The organism is Virgibacillus proomii (assembly GCF_900162615.1).
GTDB classification, from domain to species: Bacteria; Bacillota; Bacilli; order Bacillales; family Amphibacillaceae; genus Virgibacillus; species Virgibacillus proomii.
Genome location: NZ_FUFN01000010.1, coordinates 524,455 through 545,186 on the forward strand (window position 1 = coordinate 524,455; position 20,732 = coordinate 545,186).

The 20,732-nt window shown below is 35.6% G+C and carries 22 protein-coding genes and 2 other annotated features; of the genes, 12 read left to right on the forward strand and 10 right to left on the reverse strand.

Annotation, left to right across the window (positions count from 1 at the left end; genetic code table 11):
- The first annotated feature begins 129 nt into the window (after positions 1–129).
- Entirely contained in the window at positions 130–1,428 is a 1,299-nt protein-coding gene (locus tag BN1066_RS10375; protein WP_077319367.1) for a helix-turn-helix domain-containing protein, read from the forward strand.
- A gap of 712 nt (positions 1,429–2,140) precedes the next feature.
- Here the strand turns inward: BN1066_RS10375 and BN1066_RS20230 are convergent.
- The gene (locus BN1066_RS20230; protein WP_179104354.1) at positions 2,141–2,296 is read right to left on the reverse strand and encodes a P-loop NTPase family protein; all 156 of its coding nucleotides are present in this window, start codon (positions 2,294–2,296) and stop codon (positions 2,141–2,143) included.
- Between the two features lie 256 nt (positions 2,297–2,552).
- Positions 2,553–3,302 carry an exodeoxyribonuclease III gene (locus BN1066_RS10385; RefSeq protein ID WP_077319369.1) on the reverse strand — a complete coding sequence of 250 codons (750 nt, stop codon included), beginning with the start codon at positions 3,300–3,302 and terminating at the stop codon, positions 2,553–2,555.
- A gap of 326 nt (positions 3,303–3,628) precedes the next feature.
- Here BN1066_RS10385 and BN1066_RS10390 point away from each other — a divergent pair, with 326 nt between their 5' ends.
- Genes BN1066_RS10390 through BN1066_RS10405 form a run of 4 tightly spaced genes read left to right on the forward strand, consistent with a single transcriptional unit; the run spans position 3,629 to position 6,793 of the window.
- Positions 3,629–4,015: a GntR family transcriptional regulator gene (locus BN1066_RS10390; RefSeq protein ID WP_077319370.1), complete on the forward strand. Its 387-nt coding sequence runs from the start codon at positions 3,629–3,631 to the stop codon at positions 4,013–4,015.
- Positions 4,012–4,701, forward strand: a complete 690-nt coding sequence (locus BN1066_RS10395; RefSeq protein WP_077319371.1) for an ABC transporter ATP-binding protein — start codon at positions 4,012–4,014, stop codon at positions 4,699–4,701. The genes BN1066_RS10390 and BN1066_RS10395 overlap by 4 nt, the downstream gene beginning before the upstream one ends.
- Positions 4,698–5,531, forward strand: a complete 834-nt coding sequence (locus tag BN1066_RS10400; protein ID WP_077319372.1) for a hypothetical protein — start codon at positions 4,698–4,700, stop codon at positions 5,529–5,531. Before BN1066_RS10395 ends, BN1066_RS10400 begins: the two co-directional genes overlap by 4 nt.
- An 11-nt stretch (positions 5,532–5,542) precedes the next feature.
- Positions 5,543–6,793: a hypothetical protein gene (locus BN1066_RS10405; protein WP_077319373.1), complete on the forward strand. Its 1,251-nt coding sequence runs from the start codon at positions 5,543–5,545 to the stop codon at positions 6,791–6,793.
- Positions 6,794–6,815: 22 nt separating this feature from the next.
- Here the strand turns inward: BN1066_RS10405 and BN1066_RS10410 are convergent, their stop codons facing one another.
- Positions 6,816–7,163 (reverse strand): thioredoxin family protein, encoded by a 348-nt coding sequence (locus tag BN1066_RS10410; RefSeq protein WP_077319374.1) that lies wholly within the window; start codon positions 7,161–7,163, stop codon positions 6,816–6,818.
- A gap of 603 nt (positions 7,164–7,766) precedes the next feature.
- Between BN1066_RS10410 and BN1066_RS10415 the strand changes: the two genes are divergently transcribed.
- The 6 genes from BN1066_RS10415 to BN1066_RS10440 all read left to right on the forward strand — a co-directional run bounded on the left by BN1066_RS10415 (position 7,767) and on the right by BN1066_RS10440 (position 10,929).
- The gene (locus BN1066_RS10415; protein ID WP_077319375.1) at positions 7,767–8,096 is read left to right on the forward strand and encodes a hypothetical protein; all 330 of its coding nucleotides are present in this window, start codon (positions 7,767–7,769) and stop codon (positions 8,094–8,096) included.
- A 109-nt stretch (positions 8,097–8,205) separates the two neighbouring features.
- Entirely contained in the window at positions 8,206–8,430 is a 225-nt protein-coding gene (locus BN1066_RS10420; RefSeq protein WP_077319376.1) for a hypothetical protein, read from the forward strand.
- A 488-nt stretch (positions 8,431–8,918) separates the two neighbouring features.
- Positions 8,919–9,254, forward strand: coding sequence for a hypothetical protein (locus tag BN1066_RS10425; protein WP_077319377.1), 336 nt, complete (start codon positions 8,919–8,921; stop codon positions 9,252–9,254).
- Positions 9,255–9,393: 139 nt separating this feature from the next.
- On the forward strand, positions 9,394–9,702 hold the full coding sequence (locus BN1066_RS10430) for a hypothetical protein (RefSeq protein ID WP_077319378.1): 309 nt from the start codon (positions 9,394–9,396) through the stop codon (positions 9,700–9,702).
- A gap of 481 nt (positions 9,703–10,183) precedes the next feature.
- Positions 10,184–10,519: a hypothetical protein gene (locus BN1066_RS10435; RefSeq protein WP_077319379.1), complete on the forward strand. Its 336-nt coding sequence runs from the start codon at positions 10,184–10,186 to the stop codon at positions 10,517–10,519.
- A gap of 98 nt (positions 10,520–10,617) precedes the next feature.
- A complete protein-coding gene (locus tag BN1066_RS10440; protein ID WP_077319380.1) occupies positions 10,618–10,929 on the forward strand; it encodes a hypothetical protein in 312 nt (103 codons plus the stop codon).
- A 717-nt stretch (positions 10,930–11,646) separates the two neighbouring features.
- Here the strand turns inward: BN1066_RS10440 and trpA are convergent.
- The 7 genes from trpA to trpE form a co-directional block, all read right to left on the reverse strand.
- A complete protein-coding gene (gene trpA / locus BN1066_RS10445) occupies positions 11,647–12,420 on the reverse strand; it encodes a tryptophan synthase subunit alpha (protein ID WP_077319381.1) in 774 nt (257 codons plus the stop codon).
- Positions 12,398–13,618, reverse strand: coding sequence for a tryptophan synthase subunit beta (trpB, locus tag BN1066_RS10450; protein WP_077319382.1), 1,221 nt, complete (start codon positions 13,616–13,618; stop codon positions 12,398–12,400). The genes trpA and trpB overlap by 23 nt, the downstream gene beginning before the upstream one ends.
- Positions 13,596–14,237 carry a phosphoribosylanthranilate isomerase gene (locus BN1066_RS10455; protein ID WP_077319383.1) on the reverse strand — a complete coding sequence of 214 codons (642 nt, stop codon included), beginning with the start codon at positions 14,235–14,237 and terminating at the stop codon, positions 13,596–13,598. Before BN1066_RS10455 ends, trpB begins: the two co-directional genes overlap by 23 nt.
- Positions 14,227–15,021, reverse strand: a complete 795-nt coding sequence (gene trpC / locus BN1066_RS10460; RefSeq protein ID WP_077319384.1) for an indole-3-glycerol phosphate synthase TrpC — start codon at positions 15,019–15,021, stop codon at positions 14,227–14,229. The genes BN1066_RS10455 and trpC overlap by 11 nt, the downstream gene beginning before the upstream one ends.
- Complete coding sequence (gene trpD / locus BN1066_RS10465; protein WP_077319385.1) at positions 15,022–16,047, reverse strand: anthranilate phosphoribosyltransferase; 1,026 nt, start codon at positions 16,045–16,047, stop codon at positions 15,022–15,024.
- A gap of 71 nt (positions 16,048–16,118) precedes the next feature.
- Positions 16,119–16,727 carry an anthranilate synthase component II gene (locus BN1066_RS10470; RefSeq protein ID WP_077319386.1) on the reverse strand — a complete coding sequence of 203 codons (609 nt, stop codon included), beginning with the start codon at positions 16,725–16,727 and terminating at the stop codon, positions 16,119–16,121.
- A complete protein-coding gene (gene trpE, locus BN1066_RS10475; RefSeq protein WP_281250269.1) occupies positions 16,711–18,117 on the reverse strand; it encodes an anthranilate synthase component I in 1,407 nt (468 codons plus the stop codon). The genes BN1066_RS10470 and trpE overlap by 17 nt, the downstream gene beginning before the upstream one ends.
- Before the next feature lie 133 nt (positions 18,118–18,250).
- Positions 18,251–18,529, reverse strand: a binding site (T-box leader).
- A gap of 249 nt (positions 18,530–18,778) precedes the next feature.
- Positions 18,779–19,026, reverse strand: a binding site (T-box leader).
- Between the two features lie 444 nt (positions 19,027–19,470).
- On the opposite strand from trpE, the gene BN1066_RS10485 reads away from it, so the two are divergent.
- Positions 19,471–20,295 (forward strand): methyl-accepting chemotaxis protein, encoded by an 825-nt coding sequence (locus BN1066_RS10485; RefSeq protein ID WP_077319388.1) that lies wholly within the window; start codon positions 19,471–19,473, stop codon positions 20,293–20,295.
- Positions 20,296–20,732: the final 437 nt, after the last annotated feature.

The following is a 20,732-nucleotide window of genomic DNA, read 5'->3' on the forward strand; positions in this document are numbered from 1 at the left end:
TAGCATATACGCAATAAGAAAAAAAGTAAAAAGGTGAAAAAGCTTGAAATAGGGGGGAAACTGTGGTTGGTGATGGAATACAAAGCCTGTTCGAATGCGTCGATGCTTACAATTAAGGAAGGGTTATAAATGATACAACACATTGGGAATACAATAAAATATTATAGGCTAAAATTAAACATGACTCAATCTGAATTAGCCAAAGGTATTATTTCTGTATCCTACCTATCGAAAATAGAAAATGGTTATGTGGAACCTTCACGTGAAATCGTTGAACTTTTATGCAAAAAGTTAAATATAATTTGGTCCGACAAAGAGGACAAACAGATATTTGAATGGTGTAATAAGTGGTTTAAGGCATTGTTTCATAAAAATATTCAAGAGACTTGTACACATTTTAAACAAATTGAAGATAATATGAGTCTAATAGCAAATAATGGATTACTAAATCTTATCGAAATACATAAACTTAGATATCTCTTATTAAAAGACAAGAATAAAGCAAAGGAACAATATAATAAATTAAAGGAAATTTTGAATCTCTTTAATGAGAGAGAAATGTATTATTGGTTAAAATTTTCAGGTTATTACTATTTAACTAACTTTTTTTATCTCAAATCTCTAAATAACTTTCTAGCAGCTGAAAATTATCTTGAGCATAGCTTTTATATGGAGTTTGAAGAAAAATATCATTTACACTATATGATTGGATTGTCGGCAAGTTTTGCAAAAAAAAGCCATCTAGCCTTTGAATATACCCGTAAAGCATTAGATCATTACCAAAAAGATTATAAATTAAAAGAAGCAGCAAAATGCCATATTTTGTTAGGCTATACATTTTTGCAAATGAATGGGTTTAAACAAGCCCTTAAAAATTATCAAACCGCTAAGAAAATTGCTAACCATATAAATAATAAAAAGTTGCTTATGAAATCGGTTCAGCGTATTGGAGATTTATATTCTAAATTAAATAAACCACAAGAAGCTTTAGAATATTATCTTAAAAGCTATGAATTACAAGCTAGTAGTAATACAAAAACACTAGTTCCAATTTTGAGTCTAATAAAAGAGCATTATAAAAAACATGATATAGCAAAAGCAAAGAAATGGTTAGAAAAAGGAATAGAATTGTTAGCAGAAGCTCAGGTTGAAACCATTTATCTATATGAATTAAAAGTATACGAGCAATTAATTAAAGGGATTAAACTTTCATTTGATAAGTTAATACTTCATGAGATTATTCCATTTTTAGATGAAAGGAAACTTTACGATAAAAAAATAATTATGTTACAACTTTTGGCTGACTATTATTTTGATAATAGGAAGTACAAATTAGCTGCAAGTTATTATAATTATGCACTGCAAATAAAAAATAAATTAGAAATGGATAGAGATAATATTTATGAAATAGTTTCTCATATGGAATGATGCGTCTGAAAAAAGAATGAATTCTAATGCTAATATCAAGATACACAATAATTTTGAAATAAATTGAGATTAATTAGAAGTAATACCATTTTGTTTCAACTGGTTTTTGGAAACATTTTACTATCCGTATAGAGAGTTATAAAAATATTTAAAAGGATTACAGTTTCCTTCAGCAGGTTAGCAATAATGGTAAATATCCATTTGATCTGACAGCAATGGAAGATGAAAAAACTGTTTTTCCGCAGTAGGCTATGGATGAGCTAAAAAAAGAAGCAGGCGGAGAAACGTTTTAATATCATACAGATGTTGAAAATAAAATCCATACAGATAGAAAGATAGTTAACAAGAAATTAAAAATGCATCAAATAAGTTCAATCCGAAGTTGGTTTACGAGCTGTATTTTTGCCCGAAGGAATAAGCAGAGCTGTCCCAAATAGATAATAACTTGGGACAGTCTCTTTTTAAATTGCAATATTTAAACGTGGTAAGAAATCCATCCTAAGAAGAATCATTTTGTGGAATCTTACTTATTTTTACAAGAATATCTGGACAATTCACTCCTTTTGGTATAAAAGAGCAAACTTTTAAGCTTATACAGAGTCCAAGAGAGAATTCTGATCGGCGTTGTTTCAAATTTTTAGGTGGTTTTGGGATTCATTCCAAACAAGATAAACTAAACTGTATAGTTTATTTAGTAGTTCTCCACAAATTATTAACAGACAACATTCGTTTGAATTTCAATCCGATAATTAGCAAAATCAGCTACAATTTCATCATGAGTAGCAATAAAAATAGTCTTACCTGCTTCATTGAATTGTTGTAAATGTTGTAACACAAGATCTCTATTGTCGGAATCCAATGCACTCATAGGCTCATCCGCTAAGATGATGAAGCAGGGTTTTAACATTAATCTGGCTAAGGCTACTCTTTTTTGTCACCACTTCGTTGAGACACTTTAAAGTTTTTCAACTAGACCAACTTTGGATAATACTTCTTTTTTTAATTCTCGTTTGTTCTTTTCTGGAGTATTAAACTTTAAAGCGATTTCCAAGTTTTTATCTACACTTTCTCGATCAATTAAAGCATAGTTTTGGAATAAAAACCCAACTTTATATATCGTACTATTAAAGTTCCAGCCAAATTGGACAATGGTCACTGCCTAATGCGTGTGAGTCAATCCCAACATCCAATAAGTGTTCTTTTAACCGGTTGGAAACAAGAAAATAGTCAATCCGCCAACCGATATTTCGTTCGCGTACTGTTTTCATATATGACCACCATGTGTACATTCCTTCCGTATCAGGGTAGAAATAGCGTAGCGTATCTATAAATCCATTGTCTAACAATCTAGTCATTTTCTCTCGTTCTTCTATTGTAAATCCGGAATTACCATAGTTGGATTTATAGTTACGAATATCTATTTCCTGATGGGCAACATTTAAATCCCCACAGTAAATGATTGGCTTCTGTTCATCCAGCGCCATTAAATACGCATATAATTCATTTTCCCATTGTAATCGGTAATCAAGGCGCGAAAGGTCTCGCTTTGCATTGGGAGTATAAACATTAACAAGATAAAAGTCCTCATACTCTAATGTAATAATTCGCCCTTCTTCTTCCATATCTGATTCTCCAATACCATAGGAGACAGCTAATGGCTTATGCTTCGTGAAAACAGCTGTACCAGCATAACCTTTTTTCACTGCATAATTCCAATATTGGTAATAGCCTTCTAGTTCTAAGTCGAGTTGTCCTAGCTGTAATTTTATTTCCTGAATGCAAAAAATATCAGCGTTTACCTCGTGGAAATAATCAAGAAATCCCTTACGAATACAAGCGCGAAGGCCATTTACATTCCAAGATACGAGTTTCATCGATTTTATGTTCCCTTCTTATTTACATGCCTACTATTTTACCATATTTCAATAAAGGATTCTGTTTCAAGCTACATAAGTTTTACTAAAGTGTTGACTTCTAAGTGTATGAACTATATAATACACTCATAGGTGTATTAAGTGATTAATACATCTATTTTTTACACTATAGGAAAATATAAAGTTTTTAGGTTTATAGTATAAGAAAAACTACAGCTTTCGCTAAAGACTTGGCGATAAGCCAAGTTTTTCTAACAATTAGTGTACTAAGAGGTTAATACACAGTGTATAGATAAAATGGAACAAAATAGGGGCTGATACTAGCAATGGAGATAAAATTTAACAATCGAGATCCTGTTTATGTTCAAGTCGTCCGTCATTTTAAACAGCAAATTGCTACAAATATGCTTGAGCCAGGACAGGAAATGCCGTCACGTCGGGAAATGGCAAGAGAGCTTAAGATTAATCCAAATACTGTACAACGTGCTTATAAAGAAATGGAGGAACAGGGCTTGATTTATACAGAAGGAAATTTACCAAGTAAAGTAACGAAAAATGAGAAAATGCTGCAATCTGTACGAGAAGAGCTTATTTTGGAGGCAGTGGATAAGTTTATTACAGCCATTCATTCGATACAAGTTCCGTTTGATGAAGTTGTGAGCATCCTTCGCAGTAAATACAATCAGGTGACAGATAGGGAGGGGACACAATGATTGAGGTTAAAAATATTAACAAACACTTTGGACGTAAACAGGTGTTAAAAGATGTCAGTTTTACAGCGAATAAGGGAGAAATCACTTGTCTAATTGGCATAAATGGGGCGGGAAAAACAACCATTCTAAATATGATTATGGCTTTAACACCGATGAATAAAGGGCAGATTTTAATTGATGGAGAAACGTTAAAGAAGGAAACATTTAATAAAATCACCTTTATTCCAGATGCGATAACCGTACTACCGCAAATGACGATAGAGGAATCCATGCAGTTTATGAAAGATTATTATGCTACTTGGAATGAGGAACGGGCAAGGGAATTAATAACGTTTTTTAAGCTAAATCCGGAGGAAAAAATTGCTAGCCTTTCAAAAGGAAATACCGCTAAAGCAAACTTATTGCTTGGATTAGCCCTAGATGTAGATTATGTACTTATGGATGAACCCTTTTCCGGTATTGATATGTTTAGCAGAGAGCAGATCGCCGATGTGTTTGCGAGTCATTTAGTCGAAAATCGTGGGGTTATTATTACGACTCATGAAATACATGATATTGAGCATTTAATTGATAAAGCAGTGTTACTGGATAATGGAACTGTTATCAAAGAGTTTCAGACTGAAGAGATTCGTGAGACAGAAGGTAAATCAGTTGTCGACGTGATGAGAGAGGTGTATCAATCATGAAAAGCTATTTGAGATTAACCGAGTTTGAACTGGGCAGATTTTTCAAACTGTATCTTACGTTAATGGGGCTCACCATAATCAGCCAAATTATCGGTATTGTCGTTGTTGCTAACAACTATATGGGCGAGGCAAATAGATCGATATACGAAGAGTCTATGTCTAAGCAGGAATTCCTTGAAGAATTTGGGGATATCAGTTTATTGAATTTTGCTCAAACGATTTGGTTTTTAGCTCCAATTGCAATTTGTATTACTGCTTTATTATTTTATATATTTATGATTTGGTACCGGGATTGGTTTGGTAAGAATACGTTTATTTATCGATTATTAATGTTGCCAACTGCTAGAATTAACCTATTTTTTGCTAAAGCAACCGCGATTTTACTAATGGTATTTGGTCTAGTAGCATTGCAAATTATTTTGTTATATATAGAAGGAATTATTTTGGACTGGATCGTTCCGAATGAATTTTTGAAAGAGATGACCATTCATCAGATCAGTCATTCATTTCCAGAATTAGGAATATTGTATCCCCCTACGTTTACAGAATTTATCCTTTATTATGGTACTGGTTTAATGGCTGTATTTATTTTATTTACTGCCATCTTATTAGAACGGAGTTTTCGCTGGAAAGGGTTGTTATTGGGTATAGGTTATATAGGTTTGACCACTGCTTTCTTTTTGTTACCAGTAATTTTGACAGTAATGTTCGATAAGACCTACTTGTATCCAACGGAGTGGCTGATTATACAAAGTATCTTCGGGATCATTCTTATCGTTATTTCGATTGGCTTAAGTCGATATTTATTAAAGAAACGGATTACGGTTTAAGGAGGAGTACAATGCAACGATATTGGAAAATGATTTTTATTACCAGCCTGTTTATTGTTATTATTGGCACGTTTTACATACAAAGTGCGCTGGCGATTAACAAGCTTCCAGAATTTAATTGGGAAAAACAAGCTGGTGATGATAACGTATTAGAAGGAATAATCCTATCTGGAGGAATTACGGATGAGGATCATAGTGTAGACGAACCATTCACCATTAAGAATAATAGCACTATATATACTAGTGAATTATCCCTTGTTGACCGTTTGAATAATTACACATATGACCCTGAAATTAAAAAATTACAAAAAAAATATCGCAGTTTTATGCGCGGAAAATATGAGAGTATTTCCAATTATTATGAAGACGAAAAGGTACTTGTTTATGCTGATATTAACTCGAAATGGGATAGTAATCGATTTAAAGAATCCGATTTCCAATTAAATGTAGAGGTGCTTTATAAGGATAAAGATGAAAAAGCAGCATTCACAATTGATATACCAAATCAAGATAATTATCAGTATATGACGATAGAAGCTGTAAATGTAACTGATGGTAAGCTTCATATTATTACAAGTAACGATTTAATGGTACATGGATCGGATGAAGCAACAACAGAAGTGCGATTGTATCTTCTTAACCTTGCTGGAGGAAAACTGATCAATGAAGAGAGTATTTTTAGCCATTCTCAAGAGGGAGATTATACAGAGGTAGGTATACTTAACGATAATCGTGATCTGCAAAAAAATAATTATATTGTAATCGAAGGTACTGATTGGGAAAACATGGAGCGTTCAGAAGATGAAGGCGAAGATATATATGAGGAAGTTGTTAAAGACAGAAAGATAATTGTTTTAAATCTAAAAACAAAAGAGCAAATACCGTTAGAAGTACCAGAAGAACTGCTTAATCAGGAAATTATTCCAGCAACAAATGAAGGGAAAATTTATTTCTTTAAACAAAATAAGAAAGGACTGGAAATAATACCATATGATTTTGTTAAGCAGAAATTAGAAAAGCCGTTTGAAATCGAACTTTTTGAACAGAGAATACTGGATCCATCTGAGGAATTTAAGCAAATCAAAGATGGAAAATTATATTATGCAATGAATTTTCCTCCTATGGAGGGAGAAAAAAGGAATCCGATTATGTATATCATTGATTTAAACAGTCAAGAGCTGATTTATCATGGAACGTTAAAGTCGGATGCTATGTTGCCAGAAGACTATTATTTCTATATGTATGATTTTTTTATACAATAATTAATCATGTGGTTGGAGTTTGCTAGTTAGCTCCAACCACATTGTCATATATTTTTCTTAGCTTTTCTGAAAATAAATCCATATGAACTATCCTCGCCTCACGCAAATTTTCTTTTCCATCTATGAAAAGGAGCAGCACAGGAACGGTAAACACAGAAAAACGTCCAGCAATCGCTTCTACCTGCTCTGCTTTAATATGCGCCGTAGCAATTTTTGGGTAGTTTGCCATCAGAACTTCTACCTGTGGTAATAAACCATGGCAAACACTGCAACCTTCTCGGGAAATATATAGAAAAGCAAGCTGATTTGCTTCGATAAATGCATCAATGTCCTCTAAATTCGTCAATACTGCAAATTTATTTTTTTCCAATGATAATTCCCTCCTACGAGTAGCATATCACAGGAAAGAATAGACTTCCTGTTTTACGTCTAGCTAATAAACAAAGTCGGTTATAAAAGGGAGATTACATGAATAAATTATAGTATGTCGCTAACCGAGCGCTACTAGCTTTTGTTCCTTCCCGATTAATTTCAGATCGGCAAAAAAGAAAAGCGCTTGATCAGCCGGGGTGAAAGAATACTCCTACAAAGTAAGTTTCACTTTAGTAAAAATGTATGAATACCGTGAGTAAGATGCTGATGCTAATTAATTTTGCAAGCATACGATAATATAAATCAAACAAGCTTGTTATGATTTACCCATGAATTGTTCTCCTCAAAAAAAGGGCCGATACGTCGTCGGCTCTTTTTTATTTGTTAAAAATGTAGGTAAAGAAAATGAGATATGAAGTCGTTAGTGCGACAAGGGTGCTTGGATCAGAGGCTTTGTCGCTAGCTAAGTTTTTTATCTATGATGGTGATGAGACTACTTATTTAGTTACTTTATATCAATTTTGTTGCAAAAAGACAGATACCCTACCACAACTAATTATTATTCATATATTACAAGTGTAAACAGAAAGGAGTGTTAAACGTGAGTTACTATTCAAGGCATTGTGATTTTGATAAGAAACATGATTTTAGACGTATAGAGGTGATGCTAGAAGATATTCTAGTTCAACTTCAACAGCAAAAACAGCGTCAATATCAAAACCAAGCACAATCTCAAGCACAAAGTGATCGAACCAAATTTGAAAACAACGGAAATCCAGACATCACTATTAAAAATGAAGCAAATGCCATAGCCGTTGCAGCTATTGTTATTTTAGTAAGCTTGTTCAGTGATCATTCAGGCAAGAAGGTAAATAAAAAGTCCGTAGAAGAATTTGCTGAAATGTTTAAAGAACTTAACGTTTCTGAGTAATAATCGGTCGGGGGCTGAGTGCCCCTTATCCTATTATATACGGCAGATGCTGTATTGTGTTTGTTAAAAAAATTTAGGTAAACAAGAAAAAACAAAGAGGGTGTTTATTATGGGATACTATCACGATGATGTTCGTAGTATAGAAGTGAAGCTCAGAGATATTTTAGTTCAACTTCAGCAGGAAAAGCAGTGGCAATATCAAAATGAAGCACAGTCTCAGACACAAAGTGATCGAACTATATTTAAAAACAACGGAAATCCAGACATCACTATTAAAAACGAAGCAAATGCTATAGCTATTGCTGCTATTATTTTAGCTATATTCATTGGATAAATAGCCAATAATTTTTAGTTATATGAGTAAATATAAAATCTCAGCAAGGAAGATTCTTAAGAAGCTATCTATTTATTAGGGATAGCTTCTTTTTTTAATTTAATAAAGCGTAAAAATTTTAGTTAAGGCGAGGAAATGGACACGACGTCAAAAATTTTTAGATTTTAATATTAACATGCTTATGAAATACAGAATATTTGACATATTTGAATTTGATCATTGGCTTGTTTTTGCTCTGCTTCTATATCTAGATCCATTTGCCGAAACTACGTTATCTTGAACCTCTCAGTCTATTTCTCCTCTTTGATCGAGCTATTTTTAGTGTAAGCATAACCAGCAGATCCCTGCGCCAGAGACTCTGGTTTCCCAAATGAAAAGTTGACTTTCTTCTAGTTTCTTTTATCAATTTAGTTGTAAAAAGACAGATACCCTACCACAACTAATAATCATTCATATATTACAAGTGTAAACAGAAAGGAGTGTTAAAGATGACTCGCTATTCAAGGCATAAAGATTTCGATAAGAAACATGATTTTAGACGTATAGAGGTGATGCTAGAAGATATTTTAGTTCAACTTCAGCAGCAAAAACAGTGGCAATATGAAAACCAAGCACAATCTCAAGCACAAAGTGATCGAACTAAATTTGAAAACAATGGGAATCCAAACATTACCATTAAAAATGAAGCAAATGCTTTAGCTGTTGCAGTCATTGTTATTATAGTACGTTTGTTTAGTGGTCATTCCGGCAAATTAAAGGTAAATAAAAAATCTGTAGAAGAATTTGTTGACTTGTGTAAAGAAATCAGCAGTTCTTTTGAGTAAGGTTGTTAATCAGGGGCTCTAGATCCCCCTGGCACTATTAATGGTTTACCGTATTATATACGGCAAATGCTGAATTGGTGCTTGTTTTTTTAAAAAAAGTTATGAACACAAGAAAAAAGACTGAAGGAGTGAAGTTATTATGGGATGCTATCATGATGATTTACGTAATTTAGAGGTGATGCTAGAAGATATTTTAGTTCAACTTCAGCAACAAAAACAGCGTCAATATCAAAACCAAGCACAATCTCAAGCACAAAGTGATCGAACTAAATTTGAAAACAATGGAAATCCAGACATCACCATTAAAAATGAAGCAAATGCTATAGCCGTTGCAGCTATTGTTATTTTAGTAAGCTTGTTCAGTGATCATTCAGGCAAGAAGGTAAATAAAAAGTCCGTAGAAGAATTTGCTGAAATGTTTAAAGAACTTAACAATTATGTTGAGTAAAGTTGCTTAATTGGGGGGCTAAAACGCCCCTATAGCAATTAACAATTTATCATATTAATACGAAAGATGCAGAATTTGTGCCAAAGTGACCGAATAAAAATTTGAAAACAAGTAAATTAGGAATTTTTATAGATAATGAAACAAATGCCTTATCTATTCCTTCTATTATTTTTACTTTGTCGGTTATAATAATCAAAAAAATGCGTTCATATTTTTAAGAGGGTATCTTTTCAGGTTGATAGCCTCTTTTTTTTTTGCACGTAAAAAAGTGACGTCATGCTTTTGTTCATAAGAATGTTACAAGAAACATTTGCTACACGAAAATATCCTTTTTCCACGAAAGCTTGTTTTTTATTTGTTAAGAGCGATATCTATTATCAATTTAGTTTTTTTTATCAATTTAGTTGTAAAAAGACAGATACCCTACCATAACTAATAATTATTCATATATTACAAGTATAAACAGAAAGGAGTGTTAAATATGAGTTATTGTTCAAGGCATTGCGATTGTGACAAGAGATGTGATTTTAAACATTTAGAGGTGATGCTAGAAGATATTCTAGTTCAACTTCAGCAACAGAAACAACGTCAATATCAAAACCAAACACAGGCACAAACTCAAAGCGATCGAACTAAATTTGAAAACAATGGAAATCCAAACATCACCATTAAAAATGAAGCAAATGCTTTATCCATTGCAGCTATTATTATCATAGTACGTTTGTTTGGTGGTCATGGCGGCAAATTAAAAGTAAATAAAAAGTCCGTAGAAGAATTTGTTGACTTGTGTAAAGAAATTAGCAGTTCTTTTGAGTAAAGTTGTTGATCAGGGGCTCTAGAGGCCCCTGTCACTATTAATGATTTACCATACTGTATGCGACAGGTGCTGAATCAACAATAAAGGGTGAACGTATGATGGGATGTTATCATGATGATTTACGTAGTATAGAAGTAAAGTTGAAAGATATTCTAGTTCAACTTCAGCAACAGAAACAGAACCAATATCAAAATCAAGCACAGGCACAAACTCAAAGCGATCGAACTAAATTTGAAAACAATGGAAATCCAAACATCACTATTAAAAATGAAGCAAATGCTTTATCCATTGCAGTCATTGTTATTATAATACGTTTGTTTAGTGGCCATTCCGGCAAATTAAAAGTAAATAAAAAGTCCGTAGAAGAATTTGTTGACTTGTGTAAAGAAATTAGCAGTTCTTTTGAGTAAGGTTGTTGATCAGGGGCTCTAGATGCCCCTATCATTAATAATGATTTACCATACTATATGCGACAGGTGCTGAATCTGTGCTTGCTTTTAGAAAATTTTATGAGTACAACATTAAAGAGTGAATGTATGGTGGGATGTAAGTCAACATCGGTTCGAATCTAAAGGAAGGTCGACTAAAAGCGGGCTTGCCGCTCAGGTGTTGGCATAATCCTGTTTTAGAGGCATATTTCTTTTATCTAATCAGAAGATCTCCGGTGTACGTCGCTAACCGAGCACTACTAGCTTTTATTCCAAATAGGAAAGCATTTGTAAAAAATGAAATTCAATAAAAAGTGCCTCTTTAAGATGGTATGAAATGTGCAACTACTATAATATAAAAGTCAATCACGACAAATGAAGTATTAAAAAATTGCAACTTTAAACCCGTGTATCTTAGGGTTTAGGAATTGCTAGTTTTCTTTATCGATTAGATGTGAGACTTCTTGCGCCTCATACGAAGTTGGGATGCCCAAGAGATTGGTCAGCTTTTGGTACGAGCATTTTACATAGGGACAGATGTAGGACATTGTTAGCTAAGCTTGGCATACTAGCATTAACCAACTCTAACGCTAAATCGGTGCTTGCACTTAATCGACAAACTGATGCGACCTTATTGAAGCAAGTATTCTACAATTTTTTGCTTTGAGAGCTAAACTTCTTAGCAAGTGTTCAATCTTATTACAAACTTTCCAAAATAAATTGTTTTATCTCCGCTGTTTTTTCTTCGTGGAATAGATCCACCATTTTACTTCCAACAACAACGCCATCACAGCAGGAGGCTAACGCTTGTGCCTGTTCACTTGTGGAGACGCCAAAGCCAGCTAGTACAGGGATATCACTTTGCTGTTTTAGCTTTTGTAAATAGGTGTTTACCTCGTTTTCATAAGATGTTCTTGTGCCTGTTGTTCCTTTGACGGTAACTGCATACAGAAAGCCTTCCGATCTACTAATCAATGCATCGACTCTTTCTTTAGGGCTGGTTAAGGCAACTAGACGAATACATGCAATATCATATTTTGTTAGCATATCTGTCAGTAAATCTTCTTCTTCTAGAGGTAAATCGGGAACAATTACCCCATCAACACCAGCTTGAGAACAAGTTCTGGCAAATTGCTCCATGCCACAGGCGTAAATAGGGTTTAAGTAAGTCATTACTATAATTGGTACTTGCCGCTCATCCTTAAATGAACCAAGTGTGTCTAAAACAGCAGCCAATGTTGTATTTCGTTTAAGTGAGCGTTTTCCTGCATTTTGAATCGTTGGCCCGTCAGCCACTGGATCGGAAAATGGAATGCCAACTTCGATTGCGGCAACTCCACAATCCTGTAAAAAGAGAATACGTTCCTTTAGTTTATCCAGTCCACCATCACCAGCCATGATATAGGGGACAAATAAATTTTTATCCTTTGCTTGTAGTTGCTGTAAATAATCAGTGAGTTTTGCTTTTCCCATTTGCTTTCTCCTCCAGTATTTGCTTGATTTGTTCAACATCTTTATCACCGCGACCAGATAGACAGACAACGATGGATTGATGTTTATCCATTTCTCGCGCCAGCTTTTTCACATAGGCTATTGCATGCGCACTTTCAAGCGCTGGAATAATCCCTTCTGTTTGTGATAATTGCTGAAAAGCATGGATTGCTTCTATATCCGTTACAGCCGTATAATTTACGCGCTTGGTAGCATGTAAATGACTGTGCTCAGGTCCCACGCCGGGATAATCTAAACCGGCAGAAATAGAATATGCTTCTTGGATTTGTCCATGCTCATCTTGGAGCAGGTTTGTTAATGTCCCATGTAAAACACCAGGTTTCGGCTGATGAAATACAGATGCGTGCTGATTTGTATTTAATCCAGCACCACCCGCTTCAATGCCATAAAGTTTTACTTGGGCTTCCTCAATAAAAGGATAGAATATTCCCATGGCATTGCTGCCGCCCCCAACACAAGCAACTACAGCATCTGGTAAATATCCATATTGTTTCAGCATTTGTTGTTTCGTTTCATTACCAATGACAGCTTGAAAATCACGAACTATTTTTGGAAACGGATGTGGGCCTACAACAGAACCAAGGATGTAATGCGTATCCTCAACATGAGTAACCCAATATCTTAACGCTTCATTGACCGCATCCTTTAATGTTGCACTTCCATTCGATACGCTGCGAACTTCAGTTCCTAATAACTCCATGCGGAAGACGTTGAGCTTTTGTCTGCGTATATCTTCTGCACCCATAAAGACAACGCATTTTAAACCGAGCAGAGCACAAACGGTAGCTGTAGCTACACCATGCTGGCCAGCACCAGTTTCTGCTACAATTTTTCTTTTTCCCATTCTAAGTGCAAGTAATGCCTGCCCGATGGTATTGTTAATCTTATGGGCGCCTGTATGGTTTAAATCTTCACGTTTTAAATAAATTTTCGGCCCTCCGAAAGCTTGTGTTAAGTTTTTGGCAAAATAGAGCGGAGTTTCTCTGCCAACATAGTGATGTAAATAGCTGTTTATGTTTTTGATAAATTCAGGATCTTTGATCGCCTGCTCATAGGCAGTTTCTAATTCTAATAGAGCAGGCATTAATGTTTCTGGTACAAATCTTCCTCCGAAGTTTCCGAATTTTCCGTTATAATCAGGCATCGTATATGTTGTCATCGCTTTTATCCATTCCTTTCGCTTGTGTAATAAACTGGATTATTTTTTTCGGATCTTTTTCACCGTTTGTTTCCACACCGCTTGATACATCCACTCCGAAAGGCTTTAACGTTTCAATCGCCAGTTTTACATTTGTCGGTGTCAGCCCTCCGGCAATGATTAACTTTTCTTGAGGAAGGAGATTCGTTTTTAACCGGCTCCAATCAAAGGGAAGCCCACTTCCACCAGCATATTGTTTTGCCGGACTATCAATTAATACATAATCGCAAGGATATGCCTCAAGGCTTATTTGCTCCAGCTTTTCTAGTTTATCAATGGAGTAAGCCTTAATGATCGGAACATTTAATTGAAAAGCTACACTAGCTGGCTCTTCCCCATGTAATTGGATGTAATCAAGTGGTACTTGTGCTTTGACCGCATTCATTGTTTCTATTTTTTCATTTACAAATATGCCAACTACTTTTACAGAACTTGGAATTGTTTTAGCAATCAACGTCGCTTGTTCAGGGGTTACTGTCCGTTTGCTAGGTGCAAAGACAAAGCCAATTAGATCTGCTCCAGCTAACACAGCAGCTTTTGCGGCTTCTACAGACTGAATTCCACATATTTTAACGAACATGCAGTGGCCTCCTCTTTTGTTTGTTTACTTGTAATTGCTGGAATGTTTCGGAAATGTTTTTTGAACACATGAGCGTTTCTCCGACAAGTAAAGCCTCTGCCCCAGCGTTGCTCGCTATTATTGCATCCTCCATAGAGCGAATTCCGCTCTCGCTAATGATTAAAATATCTTTATTTTTCACATGTTTTGCGAGCTTTTCAGTTGTTTGCATCGTAACCGTAAACGTTTTTAAATTACGGTTATTGATCCCGATGATTTCCGGATTTAATTCAAGTGCTGCCTCAAGTTCATGCTGATTATGCACCTCACAAATAACTTCCAAATTATTTTCAATCGCATCATCATATAAATTCTGTAGCTGCTGCTTTGATAAAGCAGCTACAATTAATAGAATAATGGAAGCGCCAGCTGCTCTGGCTTGATCAATTTGAATTGGATGGATAATAAAGTCCTTACATAGCACAGGTAGATGTACCGCGTTTGCTACATCAGATAAATCTTGCATGGAACCTTTAAAGAAGGTCTTATCTGTGAGCACGGAAATAGCAGCAGCTCCGCAAGCTTCGTATTGTTTAGCTTGTTCTACAGGATTAACTTCTGTACAGATATCCCCTTTGGAAGGAGAAGCCCGTTTGATTTCTGCAATAATCTGCAGGTTTTTAGCTGCGGTTACACGTCTTTTAAAGGGAACTGGCTGATGAGTCGTAGTAAATGCCGGTTTTTCTTGTAAAAGAGATGCTACTTCCAGCTTCTTTTTAGCGATAATATTGGTTAATATTGTCATTTAAACAACCTCACTTGTATACTTTTTGCTCATTGAGATTAAACCGTTTAGCGTTGTTAATGCCTTTCCTGATAGAATACTTTCTCTTGCCATTTCAATTCCTGATTGAATCGTTGTAGCAGTACCGTGAGCATAAAGACCTATCCCCGCGTTTAACAGAACCGTATCCATATAAGCGCCAGGTTCTCCTTCGAGTACGGTTCGAGTAATCGAGGCATTTTCTTTGGCATTTCCCCCCTTAATGGCTTCCAGCGGATAAACAGGTAAGCCTACTTCTTCGGGGTGGATTGTAAATGGAGTTAATTTTTCATTCTCCAGTAAAATAAAATGATTTTCCCCTACAAGTGATGCTTCATCCATTCCGCCGGCTCCGGTAACAACAATTGCCCGTTGTCTTCCCATATTTTTTAAGGCTTGTGCGACGACTTCCAGTTTTTCTTTTTGATACACTCCAATAATTTGCGAGTCTAACTCCACAGGATTTGTTAAGGGACCGATAATATTAAAGATAGTTGGTAAGCCAAGATCTTTTCGCACCTTGACAAATGGTTTTAAGGCATGGTGTACATGTGGTGCAAATAGAAAAGCAATATTATTTTCAGCTAACGCTTCTTCGATTTGTTCTTTGGTAAAAAACAAAGAAATCCCTAAGCGTTCTAAAACATCGGCACTACCTGTTTTACTTGAAACACTGCGATTTCCAATTTTCGCAACTGCTACTCCGGAACCAGCGATAACAAAAGCGGATGTAGTACTAATATTAAAACTTCCTGACATATCGCCTCCAGTTCCACAGTTATCAAGAACGGATTTTTCTAGTTTGATTTGAAAGGATGATTGAGAACGGATCATTTCGGCAAATCCGCTGACTTCATTAGCAGTTTCCCCTTTTGCTTGTAAAGCAGTTAATAGTGCAGCAATTTGTGATTCCGTAACGGTTTTATTAAAGCAGGAAAGGGCAGCATTTTTCATTTCATCAGCAGTTAAATTTTTCCCTTGGATTAACTTCTTCAAATAAACTTTCATTGTTAATCTCCTCTCTTTTTGAAATGTAGCTTTTTATTTTAGGGGGCAATTCCCCGTCGTTTTGAGTGAAGCTAGCTTTCACTCCAGTTGGTAGGGACCATTTTCCTAGTAGTTACATCATCCACAAAATTACGGGTAATTTTCTTTCCAACGGTTGTACCTACCGATTCTGGATGAAATTGCACACCATACACCGGATAAATTTGGTGTTGAATAGCCATTATTTCATGATCATCCATAGATGTTGCCATAATCTCCAACTGTGGCGGGCAAGAGGCTGGTTCGATAGTGTAGGAGTGATAACGCATGACTTCAAGCGGTTGTGATAAATATTGAAAAATCCCAAGCCCTTTGTGAGTTACGAGCGATGTTTTACCATGCATGATTTGCTTTGCCTGTCGTAATTTTCCACCTAGTGCTGCACCAATAATTTGATGGCCCAAACAAATACCAAGGATGGGAAACGTTGTATAAAAGGTTTTAACGATATCAAGGCAAGCGCCGGATTGCTGTGGCAGCCCTGGTCCTGGAGAAATAATAATTGCTTCTGGACAGAGCTCGTTGACTTCGTTAACAGAAATGCGATTATTGCGGACTACATGTACATCGTAGCCAGTTTCAGCAACATATTGATAAATGTTAAAGGTAAAAGAATCGAAATTATCAATTAATAAAATCATTGGTTCGCACCTCCGTAAGTGACTTTGCTTTGAATAATGTTTCTTCATATTCCTTTTCCGGATCGGAATCAAAGACAACTCCAGCCCCTGTTTGTAAATATGCATGGTCTCCTTTAATGACGAGTGATCGAATCGCAAGGGCGATACTAATGTCATGATTATAATTTATAAAACCTATCCCTCCTCCATATACCCCCCGTTCAAAGTCTTCCAAATCATTAATAATTTGCATCGCTCTTATTTTGGGTGCCCCGGAAACCGTTCCTGCTGGAAGACATGAACGGAGTGCGTCAAATGGGGTTCTGTCATTTCTTAACCTGCCTTGCACTTCAGATACAATGTGCATAACATGTTCGTATTTTTCGATTGCCATGTATGTGGGGATAGTGATACTGCCAATTTCGCAAACTCGCCCAAGATCATTTCTGCTTAAGTCAACTAACATTCGATGTTCAGCAATTTCCTTTGGATCATTTAACAGCTCCTTCATCCTCTCTTCATCTTCATCTCTTGTTTTACCGCGTGGTCTAGTACCGGCAATGGGATTCGTTATAACCGACTTTCCGTTTGTCTGAATTAAGCTTTCTGGTGAAGTACCAAGTAAGCAATAATCGAAAAAATCGATATAAAACATATAAGGGGATGGATTTACTTTTCGCAATTGGCGATAAAACGAGAATGGATCGGTATTTAATTGTGCTTTCATCCGCTGTGAAAGAACGACTTGAAATATTTCTCCTTGTTCAATATATTTTTTCGCCAGCTTTACTTTTTCGATGAATCTATCTTTTTCTATTTCCGGTTGAAAGCGTAAATTCATTGCTGTTGATTCTTTCAAGGGACGTTGCTTTAATAATTGCTGTTTGAGATCGCTTAATTGCTTATCCAAATCGCTGTCTTGATTATCAGGCAAACGAATTGCTATAAGATAGACCGTCTCAGTAGCATGATCAAAAACAATGAGATTTTGGACTAACATAAAGTGAATGTCGGGCATAGCTAAATCATTCGGTAATCTGTCCCCGATGTATTCAATAGAACGAATAGCGTCATAGCTCATATAGCCGACCGCACCACCGTAAAAAGGAACCGGTAGACTTAGTTTGATTTGTGGCAGCTCTTGCTCCAGATAAGACAGTGCATGCTGCTTAATGGCGGTCGTTTTATTTGTTCGATAATTAAATACTTTTGTCTGTTCTCCAATGCCGATTACCTCCTCATAAGGGTCACAGCCAATAAAGGAATACTTTCCTTTCGTTTCATGTTCGAACGTGCTTTCCAATAAAAATTTCTTCTTTCCGGTTAAACGCATATAAATTTCAATTGGTGTTAACGTATCAGCGTTTAACTTTAATAGTCGATATGGAGCTTCTTTTAATAGGTGTTTCACTTTTTCCACTCCTTTTTTTGGGTTGGTGTAGAGTATTGAATAGGGTCTTATTTTAACGTTGGTTGATAACGTAACGTGGGTGGAACTAGCCCTAGACAAAAAAAAACCTCTATAAACACATAATTCAGTGTTAATAGAGGACGATAGATGACCGCGGTGCCACCTCTTTTAAAAAGCATATAGCTTTTTATCTTATTCAGATACGGGAATTTAGAAAAGTAACAAGAATTATATCACATGCTCATTCCGATATCCTATCCGTATAACGGCGGAACTCCGTGCTTCCCTACTATATAGTTCAGGAAGCCTCTTGTAAGTCCATTCAGCTTGATTCCACGTACTAGCATCCCACCATCACTAGTTCTCTAAAAACGCTTCATTCAAGCTTACTCCTCTTACGCATCGATTTTTTCTGATTCAAGTACAAAAAACTAGAAGTAACTGCTTTTTCAAAAAATGATCCACCATGTAAAAATCTATTCTAGAATAAAAACTAAAAGCGCCTTGATCATCCCCGGCAAGCACTCCCACAAGGAGGCTGATTGCTTGGCGGAAGGAGTGAATCGGCCTCAAGGGGTAAGGCGTGTAGCTGTATGGATAAATAAAAAAATGATTATCATATCCAACAGTTTCCTAGACAATTAAAAAAGTCCCTCGTCACAAAAAGGACGGGGGACCGTGGTACCACCTTTATTAACTGCAATGCAGTTCACTCTGGCAATAGCAAAGAAGTAAAATTTGCTATTTGTCTCAGGTAACGATGAGACGAATTCGCCAAAGCCTACTACATAAACGGTTCGGTTTGGAAGCTCGGAAGTCCATTCATCTAATGCTATCACACTGATTTTCACCTGCCATCAGCTCTCTAAAGTGTAACGCTAGATTACTACTCTTCGTCATTACTTAAATATTTTGATTTATTGAAAACAATGTTAAAAGAGATTTATGAAAAAGTCAACCCTTTTTTTCTTTTTTTTAATGCTGTCAACAATCTTCATCAAATTAATGGTCTAAGCATTAAAAAAGGGGAGCACCGGATGGCGTTTTTTACTAATCTTCATAATAGGCAGTGATTTATGTCGCTTTAGGGTGAAAAACCCACTGAACGAGTTTTACTTGAAAAATATCTATTTTAACATGCAATCATTTCAATAAATAAAGTCAAATAAAGATTATTTGTTTGTAAGTTCTTTTTTAGAAAGCGATTTATCTGTTTTATATTTAGAAGGTTTTTTTCATTTATCTATTATCTATTAAAATATACATAAACTTTATATTTTAGTATACTAGATCATTGTATAATAATTGAGTTAGTACTTGTTCTTTATTTTCAATCAAAAGGAGATTAGTATGATGAACATCTTAGAAGCTCTAGCCATAGCGACCCCTTATATTCACAGAGCATTTAAAGAAGAGGCGATCGTTACGGTTGTAGAAAAAGAAAACAAAACATTAGTCAGTTATATGCCTGGTAAACGTGTTCATACGGGAAATGTTGTAGGGGATGTTTATAATGCGGCTGACGAGAACATCACAGGCGCTTTACAAGGAAAAGAAACAAATGTTTATATACCAAAAGATGTGTACGGTGTCCCGCTCCGTGCTTTTGCTTTTCCCATTTATGAGAATCACCAAGTCGCTGGTGCACTAGCTTTTGGGTTGCCGGTTGATAATCAAGAGAAGCTTGAAGAATACATGGGAACTATCAATTCGATTACGAATAACTTGCAAGATAAAGTGCATACAATTGCATCTCATTCAGAAGAGTTGGCAGCTACTAGTGATGAGATCAATGAACAAACAGCTCATGCTTTAGAAGACTCTGATCGAACGAATATGATTACTGAGTTGATCAGAGACATTTCACGTCAAACAAACTTACTCGGTCTTAATGCTTCCATTGAAGCAGCGCGTGCAGCACAGCATGGTGCTGGTTTTAACATCGTTGCTCAGGAAGTACGCAAATTATCTATGGAAACGTCAAAGGCAACAGAAGAAATTGAAGGGTCTCTCCATAGTGTCAAAAATAACTTGGAAAGCTTAAAAGAAAGCATGCTACAGATTAAAGGTGCTTCCAATGAACAAGCAAATCTTGTGCAGGAGTTTAGTGAAATCATTGAACAATTGAACACCTTAGGGGGAGAAATGGAAACATTCATGAAAGCTGTATTACGTTAGTAGCTTCTGATATCTGTAAGTAGGGTGATGTAATTTTAAAACATCACCTCTATTTTGTATAATTGACTCCCCCATGTTACGCCACAAGAATGAACGCCGGCAGCTTTTGCCATTTGCAAATCAAAAAAGTCACAAAATTAGCCATTATTCTCGTTAATTCTTTTTCACCTGATGTCCAACATCACGTGAAAGAGCACTCACCAAGAATAAATTTTACTTATTTCTACATCGCCTATTCTTTTGGTGAAACTTGTTACGTGATAAATAATTTTTGAATGCAGAAATCTATCTGTTACTCTATTATTAAACGAAATTAATTGAATTCTATTCTTTGAGAATTAGTTATTTTCTAAGCTGCTTCAATTTCTTTAATTTACTCTTGTTTTATTTGTATAGTGCTAAAAGATCATTAAAATACTTTATCGAAAAACAGTCAT

Excerpts from the sequence above, each read along its gene's own strand:
- BN1066_RS10395 (WP_077319371.1), top strand. The coding sequence starts at position 4,012 with ATGATTGAGGTTAAAAATATTAACAAACACTTTGGACGTAAACAGGTG.
- BN1066_RS10425 (WP_077319377.1), top strand. The coding sequence starts at position 8,919 with ATGACTCGCTATTCAAGGCATAAAGATTTCGATAAGAAACATGATTTT.
- BN1066_RS10375 (WP_077319367.1), top strand. The coding sequence starts at position 130 with ATGATACAACACATTGGGAATACAATAAAATATTATAGGCTAAAATTA.
- BN1066_RS10405 (WP_077319373.1), top strand. The coding sequence starts at position 5,543 with ATGCAACGATATTGGAAAATGATTTTTATTACCAGCCTGTTTATTGTT.
- BN1066_RS10430 (WP_077319378.1), top strand. The coding sequence starts at position 9,394 with ATGGGATGCTATCATGATGATTTACGTAATTTAGAGGTGATGCTAGAA.
- BN1066_RS10385 (WP_077319369.1), bottom strand. The coding sequence starts at position 3,302 with ATGAAACTCGTATCTTGGAATGTAAATGGCCTTCGCGCTTGTATTCGT.
- BN1066_RS10390 (WP_077319370.1), top strand. The coding sequence starts at position 3,629 with ATGGAGATAAAATTTAACAATCGAGATCCTGTTTATGTTCAAGTCGTC.
- BN1066_RS10435 (WP_077319379.1), top strand. The coding sequence starts at position 10,184 with ATGAGTTATTGTTCAAGGCATTGCGATTGTGACAAGAGATGTGATTTT.
- BN1066_RS10440 (WP_077319380.1), top strand. The coding sequence starts at position 10,618 with ATGGGATGTTATCATGATGATTTACGTAGTATAGAAGTAAAGTTGAAA.
- trpD (WP_077319385.1), bottom strand. The coding sequence starts at position 16,047 with ATGAAAGTTTATTTGAAGAAGTTAATCCAAGGGAAAAATTTAACTGCT.
- BN1066_RS10470 (WP_077319386.1), bottom strand. The coding sequence starts at position 16,727 with ATGATTTTATTAATTGATAATTTCGATTCTTTTACCTTTAACATTTAT.
- trpC (WP_077319384.1), bottom strand. The coding sequence starts at position 15,021 with ATGACAATATTAACCAATATTATCGCTAAAAAGAAGCTGGAAGTAGCA.
- BN1066_RS10400 (WP_077319372.1), top strand. The coding sequence starts at position 4,698 with ATGAAAAGCTATTTGAGATTAACCGAGTTTGAACTGGGCAGATTTTTC.
- BN1066_RS20230 (WP_179104354.1), bottom strand. The coding sequence starts at position 2,296 with ATGAGTGCATTGGATTCCGACAATAGAGATCTTGTGTTACAACATTTA.
- trpA (WP_077319381.1), bottom strand. The coding sequence starts at position 12,420 with ATGGGAAAAGCAAAACTCACTGATTATTTACAGCAACTACAAGCAAAG.
- trpB (WP_077319382.1), bottom strand. The coding sequence starts at position 13,618 with ATGACAACATATACGATGCCTGATTATAACGGAAAATTCGGAAACTTC.
- BN1066_RS10455 (WP_077319383.1), bottom strand. The coding sequence starts at position 14,237 with ATGTTCGTTAAAATATGTGGAATTCAGTCTGTAGAAGCCGCAAAAGCT.
- BN1066_RS10420 (WP_077319376.1), top strand. The coding sequence starts at position 8,206 with ATGGGATACTATCACGATGATGTTCGTAGTATAGAAGTGAAGCTCAGA.
- BN1066_RS10485 (WP_077319388.1), top strand. The coding sequence starts at position 19,471 with ATGAACATCTTAGAAGCTCTAGCCATAGCGACCCCTTATATTCACAGA.